This window comes from Streptomyces sp. NPDC005863 (assembly GCF_042871345.1).
GTDB lineage: Bacteria > Actinomycetota > Actinomycetes > Streptomycetales > Streptomycetaceae > Streptomyces.
Genome location: NZ_JBIAII010000002.1, coordinates 619,655 through 635,001 on the forward strand (window position 1 = coordinate 619,655; position 15,347 = coordinate 635,001).

Genomic DNA, 15,347 nt, shown 5'->3' on the forward strand with positions numbered 1-15,347 from the left:
CCACGCGGCGCCCTCACCCTTTCGGGGGTGGGGGCGCCGCCTGCGTCAGTCCTCGTGCCTCGCCCTGCTCGGCTGCACCCGTTTCGGCTCGCCCGGCATCTTCGGGTACTCCGGCGGGTACGGCAGGTCGCCGAGGCCGTGGTCTCGTTCGTCCTGGTTGGCCAGGTCGAGCAGGGCGTCGAGGGAGTGCGCCCGGTCGTCCATGGCGGCGTGCACGTCGCCGACCTCCGCGAAGCGGACCGGCATCGTCGCGAGGTCGAAGTCCTCCGGTACGGCGTCGTCGACCTCGTCCCAGCGCAGCGGGGCCGAGACGGGGGCGTGCGGGCGGGCCCGTACCGAGTAGGCGGAGGCGATCGTGCGGTCCCTCGCGGTCTGGTTGTAGTCCACGAAGATCTTGGAGCCGCGCTCCTCCTTCCACCACGCCGTGGTCACCGCGTCCGGCATCCGCCGCTCCAGCTCCCGGCCGCAGGCGATCGCGGCCCGGCGCACCTGGGTGAAGGTCCAGCGCGGCTCGATCGGCACGAAGACGTGCATGCCACGGCCGCCGGACGTCTTGGGCCAGCCCACGAGGCCGCCGAACTCGTCGAGTAGCGCACGGAGTTCGTGCGCGGCCCGCACCGCGTCGGCGTAGTCCGTGCCGGGCTGCGGGTCGAGGTCGATGCGGAGCTCGTCGGGGTGGTCGATGTCGTCGCGCCGCACGGGCCAGGGGTGGAAGGTGAGGGTGTTGTACTGCGCGGCCCAGATGACCGCGGCCACCTCGGTGGGGCACATCTCGTCGGCGGTGCGGCCGCTGGGGAAGGTGATGGTGGCGGTGGGGATCCAGTCGGGGTGGTTCTTCGGGGCGCGCTTCTGGTAGAAGAACTCGCCGGCCGCCCCGTCCGGGTAGCGCTGCAGCGTGGTGGGGCGGTTCCGGAGCGCCCGCAGGATGCCGGGGCCGACGGCCACGAAGTACTCGGCGAGGTCCCGCTTGGTGAACCCACGCTCGGGAAAGACGACCCGGTCGGGGCTGGAGAGGCGCACCTCCCGCTCCCCCGTGTCGATCTGCACGGCCGCGCTCTTGCCGTTGGCTGCACCCATGCGAGCCACGCTAAGCGGGTTGCGCGGGTCGCGCATGACGGGTGCGGACCGGCCGGCCGGTCCTCACCCGGCCGGCCCACGGGATCGGACCGTCAGGAGTACGGGGCAGGGGTGAAGGGCAGGTGGCGTTTCCCCTTCGGCCCGCAGGGCTGCCCTGACGACCCTGGTGCGCGTGCCGCCCGCCCCGGTATGCAGGAGGCAGCAGCACTCCGCCCGCCAGATGAGGACCACGTGCACGACCACAACAGGACGACGACCGGCTCCGACACGGGCCGCGCGCCCGCCCGGAAGTCGGCCGCCAACGAGGTGCGGGCGGTTCCGCGCACCCTCGCGGAACTCCAGGCGGTCGCCGGGAACGACGCCGTGGTGCAGATGCTGCGCCGGGCGGGACACCCGGCGGAGCAGCACTCCGCGGAGCAGCACGCCGCGGAGCAGCACCAGCACGGTGCGGGCTGCGGGCACGAGCAGCCCGAGGTGCAGCGCTCCGCCGTCCACCAGGTTCTGCGCGCCCCCGGGCGCCCGTTGGACGAGGCCACCCGCGCCGACATGGAGAGCCGGCTCGGTGCGGACTTCTCCGACGTACGGATCCACCACGACACGGCGGCCCGGTCCTCCGCGGCCGAGGTGGGGGCGCGGGCCTACACCTCGGGCAGTCATGTCGTCGTGGGCGAGGGCGGCGCGGACCGGCACACCCTGGCCCACGAGCTCGTCCACGTGATCCAGCAGCGCCGGGGCCCCGTCGCGGGCACCGACACCGGCACCGGGCTGAAGGTCTCGGACCCCGCCGACCGGTTCGAGCGGGAGGCCGAGTCCACCGCCCGGCGCGCGCTGGCGGGACACACGGCCCACACACGGGCCGGGGCGGCGGGGCCGGTGGCCGAGACGGCGGCGGGAACCGGTGAGCCGGCCGCCGTCCAGCGGATCGTCAAGGTCACGCCGGGCATGTACATGCGCGGCATGGAGGCCACCGAACAGACGCTCACCGCAGGCCAGTTCATGCGGTATCTGGCCATCGCGGTGCAGGACGAGGTGAACCGCGCCCAGAAGATCGACCCGGGCGCCACGTTCGAGACGGACCTCAAGGAGATCAAGCGCGCCCTCAAGGCCACGGCACCCGACATCCCGGCGGCACTGCGGTCGACCACCGCGCTCGTCCGGGCGGTGAACACCTTCCTGGAGGAGCAGCAGACCTACGTCTCCGACCACAACCCGCCGGACCACGAGGACGGCCCCGGCGCCATGGTGACGGTGCCGAACGCGGAGACCCGGTACGCGACGGAGCCGGACACCGAAGAGACCGGCTACTACCACTCGTCCCTCTCCGGGAAGACGGAACCGTACTGGGGTGACGACGACACGATGCGCGAGAAGACGGGCCGTTCACTCGGCCCGGTCGTCGGCTCGGCCCCGCAGGAGCAGCCGAGGCTCCAGAACCACGCGCGGGGCGGCGCGAACCTGCCGCTGACGCGGCTCACGCTGAAGCAGGCCGTCGACATGCTGCCGCGCCCGCTGCTCAACCTCATCTTCGACGTGCGCTACCAGTTGGAGACGCCGGACGCGGGTGAGCGGCAGCCCGTCATCGACGAGCGGACCGAGGCACAGAAGGGCGTCCGCGACAAGAGCCCCAACCAGCCGGGCACGCTGCGCAGTTGGCACCAGGACGACTACGGCAGGCTGCCGGACAACGGTTTCGACGCCGCATCCGTCCCCGCACACGCCACGGGCCTGCACGCCCACTACACCGCCCACTCGCAGTCCGGCGCGGGCTCCTCGGTCCAGAACGCGGCGACCGCGCCCCGCGGCTTCGCCGAGTACACCGGTACGGGAAGCGACTGGGAGCACAACGTCAAGGTGGTCCTCGACTACATCAACAAGCGCGTCTTCCTCACCCTGACGCACTACCAGTACTGGGCGTTGATCCCGCCCGAGCGAGGCGGCGGAGCGTACACGTTCTGGCAGGGGCCGGGCCAGGACCTGGGGGCGGCCCAGGCGGAGCTGAACCAGCAGCCGCGCGGCACGTCCGGGATCATGATGAGCCCCTGGCTGGAGATCGCCATGTCCTGACCCGGTTCCCTCCGCTACGCGCGCAGCGTTCCGGCGAGGAGCGGGAGCAGCCGCTCCCAGTGGCGCCGCAGCCCGTCGGGGTCGAACGCGTCCGTGTCGGCCATGGTGAACCCGTGGACGGTACCGGGGTAGATCTCCGAGGTGCCGTGGGCCTTCGCGGCGTCCAGGGAGCCGTTCAGCTCGGCCAGCGCCTCGGGGGTCAGATCGCTCGCGGCGTGGCCGAAATGGAACTGCGCGGTGATCCGGGCGAGGCTGTCGGGCCCGTCCGCTCCTACCGGGGCGTGGAACGCGGCGAGGGCGGCGACCCGGTCGGGGTGGGCCGCGGCGGTGCGCGTCGCCAACAGGCCGCCTATGCAGTATCCGGTCACCGCGACCGGCCCCGCGGCGACCTCGGGGCGGCCGGCGAGGAACTCCAGGTAGGCCTCGGCGTCCCGGCGTACCCGGTCGGCGGTGTGCTCCTCGATGAGCGGCATCACCTGGGCCAGGAGCGCGGTCCTCGCCTGCTCTCCGATGTGCTCGGGAAGGTCGAACAGCGGGACCGGTCCGGTCCGGTAGAAGATGTGCGGGACGAGCACGTAGTACCCGTGCCCGGCCAGTTCCTCGGCCATCTCCCGCAGGACGGGCCGGATGCCGAAGGCGTCCGGGTACATCAGCACCGCGGGGTGCCGTCCGCCCTCGTCGGGGAAGGCGGCCAGGGCCTCGGCGCGGCCGTCGGGTGCGGGGATCTGCAGCATGGTGGTGGGCATGAACGCTCCGTCGTGGTTGAGGGGCTGAGCCTGTGATCAACGACGACGGAGGCGGCGGAGCCCGCGCCAGGCCCCACGTCGCCCGCCCCGACGGCAGGACCCGTCCCGACGACAGGACCGCGCCTGCCCGTACGGCACTCAGCGGAGCGCCGGGGAGCCGTTCCGTGTGTGGCGTGACGCCGTCCCGGTCTTCATGGCCGCACAGCCTAACCGACCGGTCTGTCCGTACGGCCGCCGGCGGTCTGTTCGTGTGGCCGCCGGTGGTCCGTCCGTCTCCCCGTACGAGCAGTACGAGCCCCCGCGCTCCCCCGCACCGGCTCCGAACAGGCGGAACGTATGGACCCCTCCTAGATTTGGACCATGGATCTGCCGGTCATGCCGCCCGTGAAGCCCATGCTCGCCAAGCCCGTGGCGAAGATTCCGCCGGGCATGCAGTACGAGGCCAAGTGGGACGGGTTCCGTGCGATCGTCTTCCGCGACGGCGACGAGGTCGAGATCGGCAGCCGGACCGGAAAGCCGCTGACCCGGTACTTCCCCGAGCTGGTGACGGCCCTGCGCGAGCGCCTGCCGGAGCGGTGTGTGGTGGACGGCGAGATCGTGATCGTCCGGGACGGCCACCTCGACTTCGACGCGCTCACGGAACGCATCCACCCCGCCGCCTCCCGCGTGACCCTCCTGGCCGAACGCACCCCCGCCTCCTTCGTGGCCTTCGACCTCCTCGCCCTCGCCGACCAGGCGCTCCTCACCACCGGCCTCGCCGAGCGACGCGCCCTCCTCGTGAAGGCGCTGTCCGGGGTCACGCCACCCGTCCACCTGGCGCCGGCGACCACGGACCCGGCGACGGCACAGGTGTGGTTCGAGCAGTTCGAGGGGGCGGGCCTGGACGGCGTCATCGCCAAGCCGCTCGACCTGGCGTACCGGCAGAACGAACGCCTCATGTACAAGATCAAGCACGAGCGGACGGCGGACTGCGTCGTCGCGGGCTACCGGTTCCACAAGAGCGGCCCCGTCGTCGGCTCCCTGCTGCTCGGGCTGTACGACGACGAGGGCGCCCTGCAGCACGTCGGCGTCTGCGCGGCGTTCCCGATGAAGCGCCGCGCCGAGCTCGTCGAGGAGCTGGAGCCGCTGCGGATGGAGTCGGCGGCCGGGCATCCGTGGGCGGCCTGGACCGACGAGAGCGCCCACGAGACGTCCCGGATGCCCGGCGCTCCCAGCCGCTGGTCGGGCAAGAAGGACCTCTCCTGGCTGCCGCTGCGCCCTGAGCGGGTCTGCGAGGTGGCGTACGACCACATGGAGGGCGGGCGACGGTTCCGCCACACGGCCGCGTTCCGCCGGTGGCGCGCCGACCGGGCCCCGGAGAGCTGCACGTACGCCCAGCTGGAGCAGCCGGTGCGGCACGCCCTCGACGACGTCTTCGGCACCCCCGGCTGACCGGCGCCACCCACCTCCCGCGCAGCCCGGCCGACCGCCGGCACCCCTCACCGTCGCGCCCCCGCATTCATCCCCCGCGCACCCGCGACCACCGCAATCACGCCAATGTGCGATCAGGTCCCCCCGTACCTTCCACCCCATCCGCCGTGACCGTAGGCTCCTGCGCCTGACACCACAGTTACCGACGGTAATGGGGGCTGGGCATGGGGCGGTACGTGGGGCGCGAGGGCGCCGGAGGCGCGGGCACCGAAGGCGTGGGCGCCGAAGGCAGCACCCGACGGGAATTCGTCGCGGGGGCCGCCGCCGTGGGCGGGGCCGCCGCGCTCGGCGTGGGCGTGGGCGCGTCCCCCGCCGCGGCGGCCACCCCGACGGCGCCGCGGGCCAAGCCGTCCGTGGCCGTGCTCGGCGGCGGCGTCGCGGGACTGACCGCCGCCCACGAGCTGGCCGAGCGCGGGTTCGCGGTCACGGTCTACGAACGCCGGGCGCTCGGCGGCAAGGCCCGCAGCATGGACGTGCCGGACAGCGCGAAGGGCAACCGCAAGCCGCTCCCCGGCGAGCACGGTTTCCGCTTCATCCCCGGCATCTACCACAACCTCCCGGACACGATGCGCCGCATCCCCTTCCCCGGGAACGCGCACGGCGTGTGGGACAACCTGGTCGCGCCCCGCGAGATGTCGTTCGCGCGCACCGGCCGCGAGGACCTCCGGATGCCGATCCCCTGGCCGGGCAGCGACCCGGAGAGACTCACCCTCGACGACATCCGGCGGGCGCTCGGCGCGCTGCTCGACACCGCGTTCAACCTGCCGGCCCATGAGGCCGCGTACTTCGTGAACCGCGCGCTGGTCTTCCTGACCAGCTGTGACGAACGCAGGGAAGACGACTGGGAGTCCACGCCCTGGTGGGAGTTCACCCGGGCCGAGCGGATGTCCAAGGACTACCAGCGCATCCTCGTCATCGGCGTCACCCGCAACATCGTGGCGACCAAGGCCGAGGAGGCCAGCACCCGCACGGTCGGCACGCTCGGCGAGGCGTTCGTCCTCAACGCGCTCGGCCAGGGCGCGGACGGCCCGCCCGACCGGATCCTCAACGCGCCGACCAACGAGGCGTGGATCGACCCGTGGATCACCCATCTCACCTCCCTGGGCGTCGAGTTCCGCATTGGCTGGACCGTCCGCGAGCTGGGATTCGCCGGTGGCCGCGTCACCAAGACCGTGGTGGAGGACCCGGACGGCGTACGGCGCGACATCACCGCCGACCACTATGTGCAGGCCATGCCGGTGGAGCACGCGCGCCGCACCTGGAGCGCCGCGATGAAGGCGGCCGACCCCCAACTGGCGCGCTGCGACGAGCTGCAGACGGACTGGATGACGGGCATCCAGTTCTATCTGACGGAGCGTCCGCCCGTGGTACGCGGCCACTTCAACCTCATCGACTCGCCCTGGTCGCTGACCGGCATCGCGCAGGCGGCGCACTGGCCGGAGCGCGACTTCCCGGCGGACTACGGCGACGGCGTCGCGGTCGACTGCCTCTCGGTGGACATATCCGAGTGGGACAGACCGGGGATCCTGTACGGCAAGACGGCCAAGCAGTGCACCCGCGACGAGGTCGCCAAGGAGGTGTGGGCGCAGCTCAAGGCCGCCCTCAACGACACCGGAAGGACCGTCCTGAGCGACGGCAAGCTGCACGCGTGGTTCCTGGACCCCGGCGTCTCCGGACTCGGCACGCCGAACCCGACGAACGAGGACCAGCTCCTCATCCACCCGGTGGGCACGTTCCACAACCGCCCGTCGGCCGCCACGAAGATCCCGAACCTCTTCCTGGCCGGCGACTACGTCTCCGTGGACATCGACCTCGCGACGATGGAGGGCGCCAACGCCGCGGCCCGCCAGGCGGTCAACGCCCTTCTCCAGCAAGCGGGTTCGGACCAGAAGCCGTGCACGGTGACGCCGCTGTACCGGGTCCCGGAGATCGAGGTCCTCAAGCGCCACGACCGCACCCGCTACCGGCTCGGCCTGCCGAACGCCCTCGATCTGGGCTGACGGAACGGGCTGCGACCGTACGCGATCGGGGTAGGACTCCCGCATGAAGCGGCGAGCAAGAACGCGGACACCAGTGCGCACCGGGGCGGCGGTGGCGCTCGCGGTCGCCGCCCTGACGTCCGGCTGCACGATCGAACCCTCCGGGGCGGACGGCAGCCCGCCTGCGGGCTCGGGCCGGGGCGGCGTACTCGCCGTGAAGATCGACAACGTCGGCCCGGCGCGCCCGCAGACCGGCCTCGACGCCGCGGACGTCGTGTACGCCGAGCAGGTGGAGGCGGGGCTCAGCCGGCTCATGGCGGTCTACGCGTCCCGGCTGCCGTCCGCCGTGGGCCCGGTGCGCAGCGCGCGCGAGACCGACCTGGAACTGCTGCGCCAGTTCGACCGGCCCGTGCTCGCGTTCTCCGGTGCGCAGTCCAAGCTGCTCCCCCTCATCGCGGGCGCGCCGGTGCGGGCGCTGCCACCCGGCAAGGCGCCCGGCAACGCCTACTACCGGGGCGCCGACCGGCCCGCGCCGCACAACCTCTTCGTCCGTCCGCGCGCCCTGAAGGCCCACCCGCAGGCGGGCGCGCTGGCCGCCACCGGCTTCCGGTTCGGACCGCGTCCACGGGGTGGCACTCCGCAGGCCCACCGCACGGTCCGCTTCCCGGCCGCCAGTTTCACCTTCGACTGGGTGGAGTACGAGGGACGTTGGCGCGTCACGATGGACGGGCGGCGGGCCCGTACCTCCGCCGGCAAGGAGCTGGCCCCGACGACGGTCGTCGTGCAGTACGTGAAGGTGCGGCCGTCCCGCTTCCACGACCGCGCGGGCAGCGTCTCGCCGTTCACGGAGACCGTCGGGCAGGGCTCCGCGACGGTACTCCGGGACGGCCGCGCCTACCGCGCGCACTGGAACCGCGCATCGGCCCGCTCGGGCACCGACTTCACCACACCCACCGGCACCCCGCTCCCCTTCGCCAAGGGACAGGTCTGGGTGGTGTTCGCGAAGGCTTGAGCCCGTCAGTCCCCCACGGCGGCCGTCGGCGTCGCCGGATTGCGCAGGTCCTCCGCCGCGTCCGCGACCCGTTGGATCAGGTCGAGGAAGACGGACCGCTCCGCGGTGGAGAGGGGTGCGAGGAGGACCTGGTTCATCCGGGCCGTGCGCACGGTCAGGCGGCGGTGCGTGCGCAGCCCCTCGTCCGTGAGGTGCAGCAGGAAGCGGCGGCCGTCGCGCGCGTCGCGCACCTTGTCGAGCAGATCGCGCCGGATCAGACGCGCGACGACCTCGGCGATCGTGGACCGGTCGAGGCCCACCCGCTCGCCCACGGTGCGCTGGTCGAGGCCGGGTTCGGCGACGAGGGCGTTGAGGACGGCGTACTGCGGGGAGGTGATCTCCTCGGACACCATCGCGTTCCACAGCAGGTGGTGCGCCTGCTGCAACCGCCGGGCCAGGTGCCCGGGGTGGGTGGCAAGGTCCACCGCGGCCATGGGGGTCTCCGCTCATCGATGCGTCCCGCATTTTTGTGAGTGCACTGAACAATACCTGGGTCATTCGTCGAACAGCGTCTGTCTTGTCAGGGAGTTGGCTGCGACCTATCCTCGGCCAAATAGTCAGTGCCCTGAGCAGTTTGCGGGGGCGACATGACGAGAGGGGGCGCACGGATGGACAAGGTGGTGGCCACGGCCGCCGACGCGGTGGCCGATGTCCGGGACGGGGCGTCGGTGGCCGTCGGCGGCTTCGGCCTGAGCGGCGTGCCGAACGAGCTGATACGCGCGCTGCACCGGGCCGGGGTGACGGGCCTGGAGATCGTGTCCAACAACTGCGGCGCGCTGGACTCGGGTCTCGCCGTGCTCCTCGCGGCCGGCCGCATCGCCCGGGTGACCGGGTCCTACATCGGCGCCAACAAGGAGTTCGCCCGGCAGTACCTGGGCGGGGAGCTGGAGGTCGAGATGATCCCGCAGGGCACACTCGCCGAGCGGCTGCGGGCCGGCGGCGCGGGCATCCCCGCCTTCTACACCCCGGCCGGGGTGGGCACCCAGGTCGCCGACGGCGGACTGCCCTGGCGTTACGACGGCGAGGGTGGGGTCGCCCTGGCGTCGCCGGCCAAGGAGGTACGGGAGTTCGACGGCACCCCGCACGTCCTGGAGCACGGCATCCGCACCGACTACGCACTGGTGCGCGCCGCCCAGGGCGACCGGCACGGCAACCTCGTCTTCGCCCGCTCCGCCCGCAACTTCAACCCGCTCGCCGCGATGGCCGGGCGGGTGACCGTCGCGGAGGTGGAGGAGCTGGTGGAGCCGGGCGAGATCGACCCGGACGCGGTGCATCTGCCGGGCATCTTCGTGCAGCGGGTGGTGGCCCTCACCCCCGAACAGGCCGCCGACAAGGGCATCGAGCGGCGCACGGTCACCGGGACCACGACGCCCGGCACGGGCCCTGCCACGAAGTCGGGGGCGGTGAGCGGCTGATGGCCTGGACCCGGGACGAGATGGCCGCCCGCGCCGCGCGGGAGCTCCGCGACGGCCAGTACGTGAACCTGGGCATCGGTCTGCCCACGCTGATCCCCAACCACCTGCCGCCGGACGTGGAAGTGGTCCTGGAGTCGGAGAACGGCATCCTCGGCGTGGGCCCCTACCCCACGGAGGCGGAGGTCGACCCCGACCTGATCAACGCGGGCAAGGAGACCGTGACCGTGCTGCCCGGCGCCTCCTTCTTCGACTCGGCGCTCTCCTTCGGGATGATCCGCGGCGGCCACATCGACGTCGCCGTCCTGGGCGCGATGCAGGTCTCCGCGCGCGGGGACCTCGCCAACTGGGCCGTCCCCGGCAAGATGATCACCGGGATCGGCGGCGCGATGGACCTCGTGCACGGAGCGCGGACGGTCCTCGTCGTCATGACGCACACCGCGAAGGACGGCTCTCCCAAGATCCTCGAGGAGTGCGCGCTGCCGCTGACCGGCCGGGGCTGCGTCGACCGGATCATCACCGACCTCGGCGTCCTGGAGGTGACCGGCCACGGCCTGGTGCTGGTCGAGACGGCGCCGGGCGTCACCGCCGCCGAGATCACCGCCAGGACGGCGGCGAAGGTCCACGTCCCGGCGGGGTACTCGCCGGGACACGCGTAGGAAACCCGCGTAGGAAACCCACGTAGGGAACCCGCGCAGGAAACCCGGCCTGACCGACTCCTCCGAGGTTCGAACGGAGCCCGAAGACATGCCCCTCAGCACCGAACCGCCCGCCACCGACCCGCTGCCCGACGGACTCACCCAGGACGCGATCGACGCCGAGGTCGCGAAGGCGCAGGCCGCGGCGGCCGGCGGACACCATCCGCCGCGCGACTACCCCCCGTACCGCAGCAGCCACCTGCGTCATCCCAAGCGACCGCTCATGCCGTTGCGCGATCCGGAGGCGGTGGAGCTGACCGGGCCCGCGTTCGGCGTCACCGACGTCACCGCCCTGGACAGCGATCTGACCAGCCGGCATCCGGGCGAGCCGCTCGGCGAGCGCATCACCGTGACCGGCCGGGTCCTGGACCGCCGGGGGCGTCCCGTGCGCGGCCAGTTGGTGGAGCTGTGGCAGGCCAACGCCTCGGGCCGGTACGCCCACCAGGTGGACCGGCACCCGGCGCCCCTGGACCCCAACTTCACCGGTTTCGGCCGCTGTCTGACCGACGACGACGGCACGTACCACTTCACCACCATCAAGCCGGGCGCCTACCCGTGGCGCAACCACGTCAACGCCTGGCGCCCCGCGCACCTGCACTTCTCGCTCTTCGGCACGGCGTTCACCCAACGTCTGGTGACGCAGATGTACTTCCCCGGCGACCCGCTCTTCCCGTACGACCCGGTGCTGCGCTCGGTGACCGACGAGGCCGCGCGGCAGCGGCTCGTCTGTGCCTACGACCACACCCTGTCCGTTCCCGAGCGGTCGCTCGGCCACCGCTGGGACATCGTCCTGGACGGCCCGTCCGCGACGCTCTTCGAGGAGGACGAGCAGCACTGATGCCTTCCACTCCGACGCCCCCGCGCCCGAGGCCCGCTCCGCCCGGCGCCACGGACTCCCCCACGCCCGTATCCACGTACGCCCCCACGCCTTCCCAGACCGTCGGCCCCTTCTACGGGTACGCGCTGCCCTTCCCGCGCGGCGGCGAGGTGGCCCCGGCCGGACACCCGGAGACGATCACCCTGCACGGGTACGTGTTCGACGGCGCCGGGCAGCCCGTTCCCGACGCCCTGATAGAGACCTGGCAGCCCGCGCCCGACGGTTCGCGCGCGGGGGTGCCGGGGTCGCTGCGGCAGGATCCCGTGACGGGACGGGTCGTGGGGCGCGACGGGGTCGGGTTCACCGGATTCGGCCGGGTCCCGACCGACGCGGACGGCCACTGGGCCGTGCGGACGCTGCCGCCGGGCGGCGTCTCGTACATCTCGATCGCGGTCTTCGCGCGCGGGCTGCTCCACCACCTGTACACACGCGCGTACTTGGTGGACGAACCCGGCGACGCGCTGCTCGGCTCCCTGGATCCGGAGCGGCGTGCCACGCTGCTCGCCCGGGGCGAGGCCTCGCACACCTACCGGTTCGACATCCGTCTGCAGGGCGCGCGGGAGACGGTCTTCCTGGAATTCCCCGCGGAGCCCTCGTGAGCGGCCTGTTCGCGCCGGGCTCGGCCGGGTCCCCGGCCGAGGACGCCACCTCCGACCAGGCCTTCCTCGCGGCGATGCTGGAGGCGGAGGCCGCGCTGACCCGCGCGCAGGCCGCGCTGGGCATGGCCCCGCCGGAGGCGGCGACGGCGGTGACGGCGGCCGCCGCGGACCCCGGCAGGTTCGACGCCCGGGAGATCGCGCTGCGCGCGCGGGAGGGCGGGAATCCGGTGATCCCGCTGGTGGCGCGGCTGACGGCGGCCGTGCCCGACGGGGCGGCCCCCTATGTCCACCGGGGCGCGACGAGCCAGGACATCCTGGACACGGCCCTGATGCTGCTCGCCGCCCGGACGTCCGACCTGATCCTCGCCGATCTGGCGCGTACGGAACGGGCGTTGGCCCGGCTCGCCGCCGCGCACCGGGACACCGCGATGCCGGGCCGCACGCTCACCCAGCACGCGGTGCCGACGACGTTCGGCCTGAAGGCGGCGGGCTGGCGCTCGCTGGTCCTCGACGCGCGGGACCGGATGGCGGGTGTCCGGGGTGATCTTCCGGCGCAACTGGGCGGAGCGGCGGGGACGTTGGCGGCGTTCGGGGAGTACGGGGCCGGTGGTGGAGTCTCCCGCTCTGAGGGCGAGACCGAGCCACCGGAAGCGGGACGGGAACCGCCCGGCCAGTCCTTGGTCGCGGCCTTCGCCCGCCAACTCGGCCTGCGCGAGCCCGTGTTGCCCTGGCATACCCTTCGTACCCCGGTCGCCGATCTCGCCGCCGCCCTGGCCTTCACCGCCGGCGCCCTCGGCAAAGCGGCGGCCGACGTGCTCACGCTCTCCCGCACCGAGATCGCCGAGGTCTCCGAGGGCGCGGGCGGCGGGTCGTCCGCCATGCCGCACAAGGCCAACCCCGTCCGCGCGACGCTGATCACGGCGGCCGCCCGCCGTGCGCCGGGCCTCGCGGCGACCCTCTACGGTTCGCTGGCCGCCGAGGACGAGCGGCCCGCGGGCGCCTGGCACGCCGAGTGGGAGCCGCTGCGCGACCTGCTGCGGCTGACCGGCGGGGCGGCGCGGGACGCGGCGGAGCTCGCCGAGGGACTGCGCGTACACCCGGCGGCGATGCACGAACACCTGGGCCTCACCGGCGGGTTGATCGTCTCCGAGCGGTTGTCGGCCACACTCGCCCCGCTGCTCGGAAGGGCCCGCGCGAAGGAGGCGCTGACCTCGGCGGCCCGGCGCACCCGGAACGAGGGACGGACGCTCGCTGCGGTGCTCGCGGAGATCCTCAGGGAGCTCGGCGTCGACGAGCGCACCCTGAAGGACATCGACCTCACCGAGCTCACCGACCCCACCCATTACACCGGCGCCGCCGCCGCTCTCACCGACCGCGCCCTGGAGCGACGTTGACCACCACACCGAACGGCCGGATACCGCACCACAGCGTCGAGGGCGCCGCCACCGCTCCCCCGCTCCTCCTCGGCCCGTCGCTCGGCACCTCCACCGCGCTGTGGGACGCCGCCGCGCCCGAACTCGCCACCACCCACCGGGTCGTACGCTGGGACCTGCCCGGCCACGGCCACTCCCCCGCCGACCTGATCGGCCCCGGCGCGACGGTCGACGACCTCGCCGCGCTCGTCCTCACCCTCGCCGACGCGCTCGGCATCGACCGCTTCGCGTACGCGGGGGTGTCGCTCGGCGGTGCCGTCGGCCTGTGGCTCGCGGCCCGGCACCCCGACCGGGTGGCGTCCCTCGGCGTGGTCTGCTCGTCGGCCCACTTCGGTGGGGCCGAGCCGTGGCGGGAGCGGGCCGCGCTGGTGCGGCGCGAGGGACTTGCCGGGCTCGTGGAGTCGGCGCCGGACCGGTGGTTCACGCCCGGCTTCACCGTGCCCGGCCTGGTCGCGGACCTCCGGGCGGCCGACCCGGGGGCGTACGCCGCGTGCTGCGACGCGCTGGCCGCGTACGACGTGCGGGACGCGCTGGCGTCGATCGTGGCGCCCACGCTGGTCGTCGCCGGGCGCGAGGACCCCGCGACACCGCCCGCCCACGCCCGGGAGATCGCCGACGCCGTGCCGGGCGCCTCGCTCCTGGAGCTGGCCGGCGCCTCACATCTGGCGCCCGCCGAACGCCCCGACGCCGTCGCGGCGGCGCTGCACGGCCACTTCGCCGACGGGGCCCCGGCGAGCGGTACGGCCGTGCGGCGGGCCGTGCTCGGGGACGCCCACGTGGACCGCGCGCAGGCGAACACGACGCCGTTCACCGCGCGGTTCCAGGACTTCATCTCCCGCTACGCGTGGGGCGAGATCTGGACCGACCCGACGCTGGCGCGCCGCGAGCGCAGCATGATCACGCTGACCGCGCTGGTCGCCCACGGCCACCTCGACGAGCTGGCCCTGCACGTCCGCGCCGCGCGCCGCAACGGGCTGGCGCCGGAGGAGATCGGTGCGGTCCTGCTGCAGACGGCGGTCTACTGCGGGGTTCCCGCGGCCAACGCCGCGTTCGCGGTCGCGCAGCGCGTACTCGCCGAGGAGGACGCCGCCGCGGGGCCCGCGGAGTCCTAGAGCCCCGCGCGCGCCACGAAGAGGGACCTCAGGTGGGCCAGGCTGCGCTCGGCCAGCGGTCGCAGGTCCCGGGCGACGGCGCGGGCGTCGGCCGCCAGCCGGTCCGCGGCGCCGGGGCCCAGCGCCTGGGCCGCCTCCGTGGCAAAGGACGGCTCGGCGAGCCAGTCGTCCAGGAGGCCGGGGGTGACCTCCAGATGGAACTGCAGCCCCCAGGCCGCGGGCCCGGCCCGGAACGCCTGGCACTCGGTCGTGTCGGTGCGGGCGAGCACCTGGACCCCGGCGGCGGGCACGATGCGGTCGCCGTGCCAGTGGAGCACCGCGGGGGCCTCGGCCAGCGGGCCGACGACGGGGTCGTCCCGGTCCACGTCGCGCAGCGGGGCCCAGCCGATCTCCTCGCCCTGGCCGAGCTCGGCGCCGGTCCGGACGGTCAAACCCTGCGCGCGGGCGAGCAGTTGGGCGCCGAGGCACACGCCCAAGGTCGGGACGCCGGCCCGCAGCGCGTCGGCGAGCAGGTCGCGCTCCAGCTTCAGCGCCGGGTGGCCCGCCAGGTCGTCGGCGTTCATGGGGCCGCCCATCACGACGAGTCCCGCCAGGTCGGCCACGGGCGGCAGGCCGGCCGGCGAGGCGCTCGGGGGGTGGAGCAGGTTCCGGATGTCGACGTCGAGCCCGCTGCCGTCCAGCGCCTCCAGGATCAGGCCGGGCTTCTCGACCTCGACGTGCTGGAGGATCAGTACGGTACGCGGCGCGGGCATGACGGGAACTCCTCGGCGGGACGGATACGGCTTCCCACACTAACCGCAGGTCACGGGGGCTTCCGGGCTCCCCGCGA

Annotated in this window: 14 protein-coding genes; 10 read left to right on the forward strand and 4 right to left on the reverse strand. The window is 73.6% G+C overall.

What is annotated here, in order from left to right:
• Window positions 1-45 precede the first annotated feature (45 nt).
• Window positions 46-1,077, reverse strand: coding sequence for a non-homologous end-joining DNA ligase (gene ligD / locus ACFYO9_RS08785; RefSeq protein ID WP_358777346.1), 1,032 nt, complete (start codon window positions 1,075-1,077; stop codon window positions 46-48).
• 231 nt (window positions 1,078-1,308) lie between these two features.
• Here ligD and ACFYO9_RS08790 point away from each other — a divergent pair, with 231 nt between their 5' ends.
• Window positions 1,309-3,141 carry a DUF4157 domain-containing protein gene (locus ACFYO9_RS08790; protein ID WP_388666108.1) on the forward strand — a complete coding sequence of 611 codons (1,833 nt, stop codon included), beginning with the start codon at window positions 1,309-1,311 and terminating at the stop codon, window positions 3,139-3,141.
• Between the two features lie 14 nt (window positions 3,142-3,155).
• On the opposite strand, the gene ACFYO9_RS08795 is transcribed toward ACFYO9_RS08790, so the two are convergent.
• Entirely contained in the window at window positions 3,156-3,887 is a 732-nt protein-coding gene (locus ACFYO9_RS08795; protein WP_358777347.1) for a dienelactone hydrolase family protein, read from the reverse strand.
• 360 nt (window positions 3,888-4,247) lie between these two features.
• Here ACFYO9_RS08795 and ACFYO9_RS08800 point away from each other — a divergent pair, with 360 nt between their 5' ends.
• The 3 genes from ACFYO9_RS08800 (at window position 4,248) to ACFYO9_RS08810 (ending at window position 8,348) form a co-directional block, all read left to right on the forward strand.
• Complete coding sequence (locus ACFYO9_RS08800; RefSeq protein WP_358707086.1) at window positions 4,248-5,318, forward strand: ATP-dependent DNA ligase; 1,071 nt, start codon at window positions 4,248-4,250, stop codon at window positions 5,316-5,318.
• A 203-nt stretch (window positions 5,319-5,521) separates the two neighbouring features.
• Window positions 5,522-7,357 carry an FAD-dependent oxidoreductase gene (locus tag ACFYO9_RS08805; protein ID WP_358777348.1) on the forward strand — a complete coding sequence of 612 codons (1,836 nt, stop codon included), beginning with the start codon at window positions 5,522-5,524 and terminating at the stop codon, window positions 7,355-7,357.
• A gap of 43 nt (window positions 7,358-7,400) precedes the next feature.
• On the forward strand, window positions 7,401-8,348 hold the full coding sequence (locus ACFYO9_RS08810; RefSeq protein WP_358777349.1) for a DUF3048 domain-containing protein: 948 nt from the start codon (window positions 7,401-7,403) through the stop codon (window positions 8,346-8,348).
• Between the two features lie 5 nt (window positions 8,349-8,353).
• Here ACFYO9_RS08810 and ACFYO9_RS08815 read toward each other — a convergent pair whose 3' ends face one another.
• A complete protein-coding gene (locus ACFYO9_RS08815; RefSeq protein WP_358777350.1) occupies window positions 8,354-8,821 on the reverse strand; it encodes a MarR family transcriptional regulator in 468 nt (155 codons plus the stop codon).
• A 174-nt stretch (window positions 8,822-8,995) separates the two neighbouring features.
• Between ACFYO9_RS08815 and ACFYO9_RS08820 the strand changes: the two genes are divergently transcribed.
• The 6 genes from ACFYO9_RS08820 to pcaD all read left to right on the forward strand — a co-directional run bounded on the left by ACFYO9_RS08820 (window position 8,996) and on the right by pcaD (window position 14,518).
• Window positions 8,996-9,802, forward strand: a complete 807-nt coding sequence (locus ACFYO9_RS08820; RefSeq protein ID WP_358777351.1) for a CoA transferase subunit A — start codon at window positions 8,996-8,998, stop codon at window positions 9,800-9,802.
• Entirely contained in the window at window positions 9,802-10,458 is a 657-nt protein-coding gene (locus tag ACFYO9_RS08825; protein ID WP_355814243.1) for a CoA transferase subunit B, read from the forward strand. The genes ACFYO9_RS08820 and ACFYO9_RS08825 overlap by 1 nt, the downstream gene beginning before the upstream one ends.
• 88 nt (window positions 10,459-10,546) lie before the next feature.
• Window positions 10,547-11,335: a protocatechuate 3,4-dioxygenase subunit beta gene (gene pcaH, locus ACFYO9_RS08830; protein WP_358777352.1), complete on the forward strand. Its 789-nt coding sequence runs from the start codon at window positions 10,547-10,549 to the stop codon at window positions 11,333-11,335.
• Window positions 11,335-11,973, forward strand: a complete 639-nt coding sequence (gene pcaG / locus ACFYO9_RS08835) for a protocatechuate 3,4-dioxygenase subunit alpha (RefSeq protein WP_358777353.1) — start codon at window positions 11,335-11,337, stop codon at window positions 11,971-11,973. Before pcaH ends, pcaG begins: the two co-directional genes overlap by 1 nt.
• Window positions 11,970-13,367, forward strand: coding sequence for a 3-carboxy-cis,cis-muconate cycloisomerase (gene pcaB, locus ACFYO9_RS08840; RefSeq protein ID WP_358777354.1), 1,398 nt, complete (start codon window positions 11,970-11,972; stop codon window positions 13,365-13,367). The genes pcaG and pcaB overlap by 4 nt, the downstream gene beginning before the upstream one ends.
• On the forward strand, window positions 13,364-14,518 hold the full coding sequence (gene pcaD / locus ACFYO9_RS08845; protein WP_358777355.1) for a 3-oxoadipate enol-lactonase: 1,155 nt from the start codon (window positions 13,364-13,366) through the stop codon (window positions 14,516-14,518). The genes pcaB and pcaD overlap by 4 nt, the downstream gene beginning before the upstream one ends.
• On the opposite strand, the gene ACFYO9_RS08850 is transcribed toward pcaD, so the two are convergent.
• A complete protein-coding gene (locus ACFYO9_RS08850) occupies window positions 14,515-15,270 on the reverse strand; it encodes a type 1 glutamine amidotransferase (RefSeq protein ID WP_358777356.1) in 756 nt (251 codons plus the stop codon). The genes pcaD and ACFYO9_RS08850 overlap by 4 nt on opposite strands.
• Between the last annotated feature and the right edge of the window lie 77 nt (window positions 15,271-15,347).

Coding starts and splice junctions, on each gene's coding strand:
- ligD (WP_358777346.1), bottom strand. CDS start 1,077: ATGGGTGCAGCCAACGGCAAGAGCGCGGCCGTGCAGATCGACACGGGG.
- ACFYO9_RS08795 (WP_358777347.1), bottom strand. CDS start 3,887: ATGCCCACCACCATGCTGCAGATCCCCGCACCCGACGGCCGCGCCGAG.
- ACFYO9_RS08800 (WP_358707086.1), top strand. CDS start 4,248: ATGGATCTGCCGGTCATGCCGCCCGTGAAGCCCATGCTCGCCAAGCCC.
- ACFYO9_RS08805 (WP_358777348.1), top strand. CDS start 5,522: ATGGGGCGGTACGTGGGGCGCGAGGGCGCCGGAGGCGCGGGCACCGAA.
- ACFYO9_RS08810 (WP_358777349.1), top strand. CDS start 7,401: ATGAAGCGGCGAGCAAGAACGCGGACACCAGTGCGCACCGGGGCGGCG.
- ACFYO9_RS08815 (WP_358777350.1), bottom strand. CDS start 8,821: ATGGCCGCGGTGGACCTTGCCACCCACCCCGGGCACCTGGCCCGGCGG.
- ACFYO9_RS08820 (WP_358777351.1), top strand. CDS start 8,996: ATGGACAAGGTGGTGGCCACGGCCGCCGACGCGGTGGCCGATGTCCGG.
- ACFYO9_RS08825 (WP_355814243.1), top strand. CDS start 9,802: ATGGCCTGGACCCGGGACGAGATGGCCGCCCGCGCCGCGCGGGAGCTC.
- pcaH (WP_358777352.1), top strand. CDS start 10,547: ATGCCCCTCAGCACCGAACCGCCCGCCACCGACCCGCTGCCCGACGGA.
- pcaG (WP_358777353.1), top strand. CDS start 11,335: ATGCCTTCCACTCCGACGCCCCCGCGCCCGAGGCCCGCTCCGCCCGGC.
- ACFYO9_RS08850 (WP_358777356.1), bottom strand. CDS start 15,270: ATGCCCGCGCCGCGTACCGTACTGATCCTCCAGCACGTCGAGGTCGAG.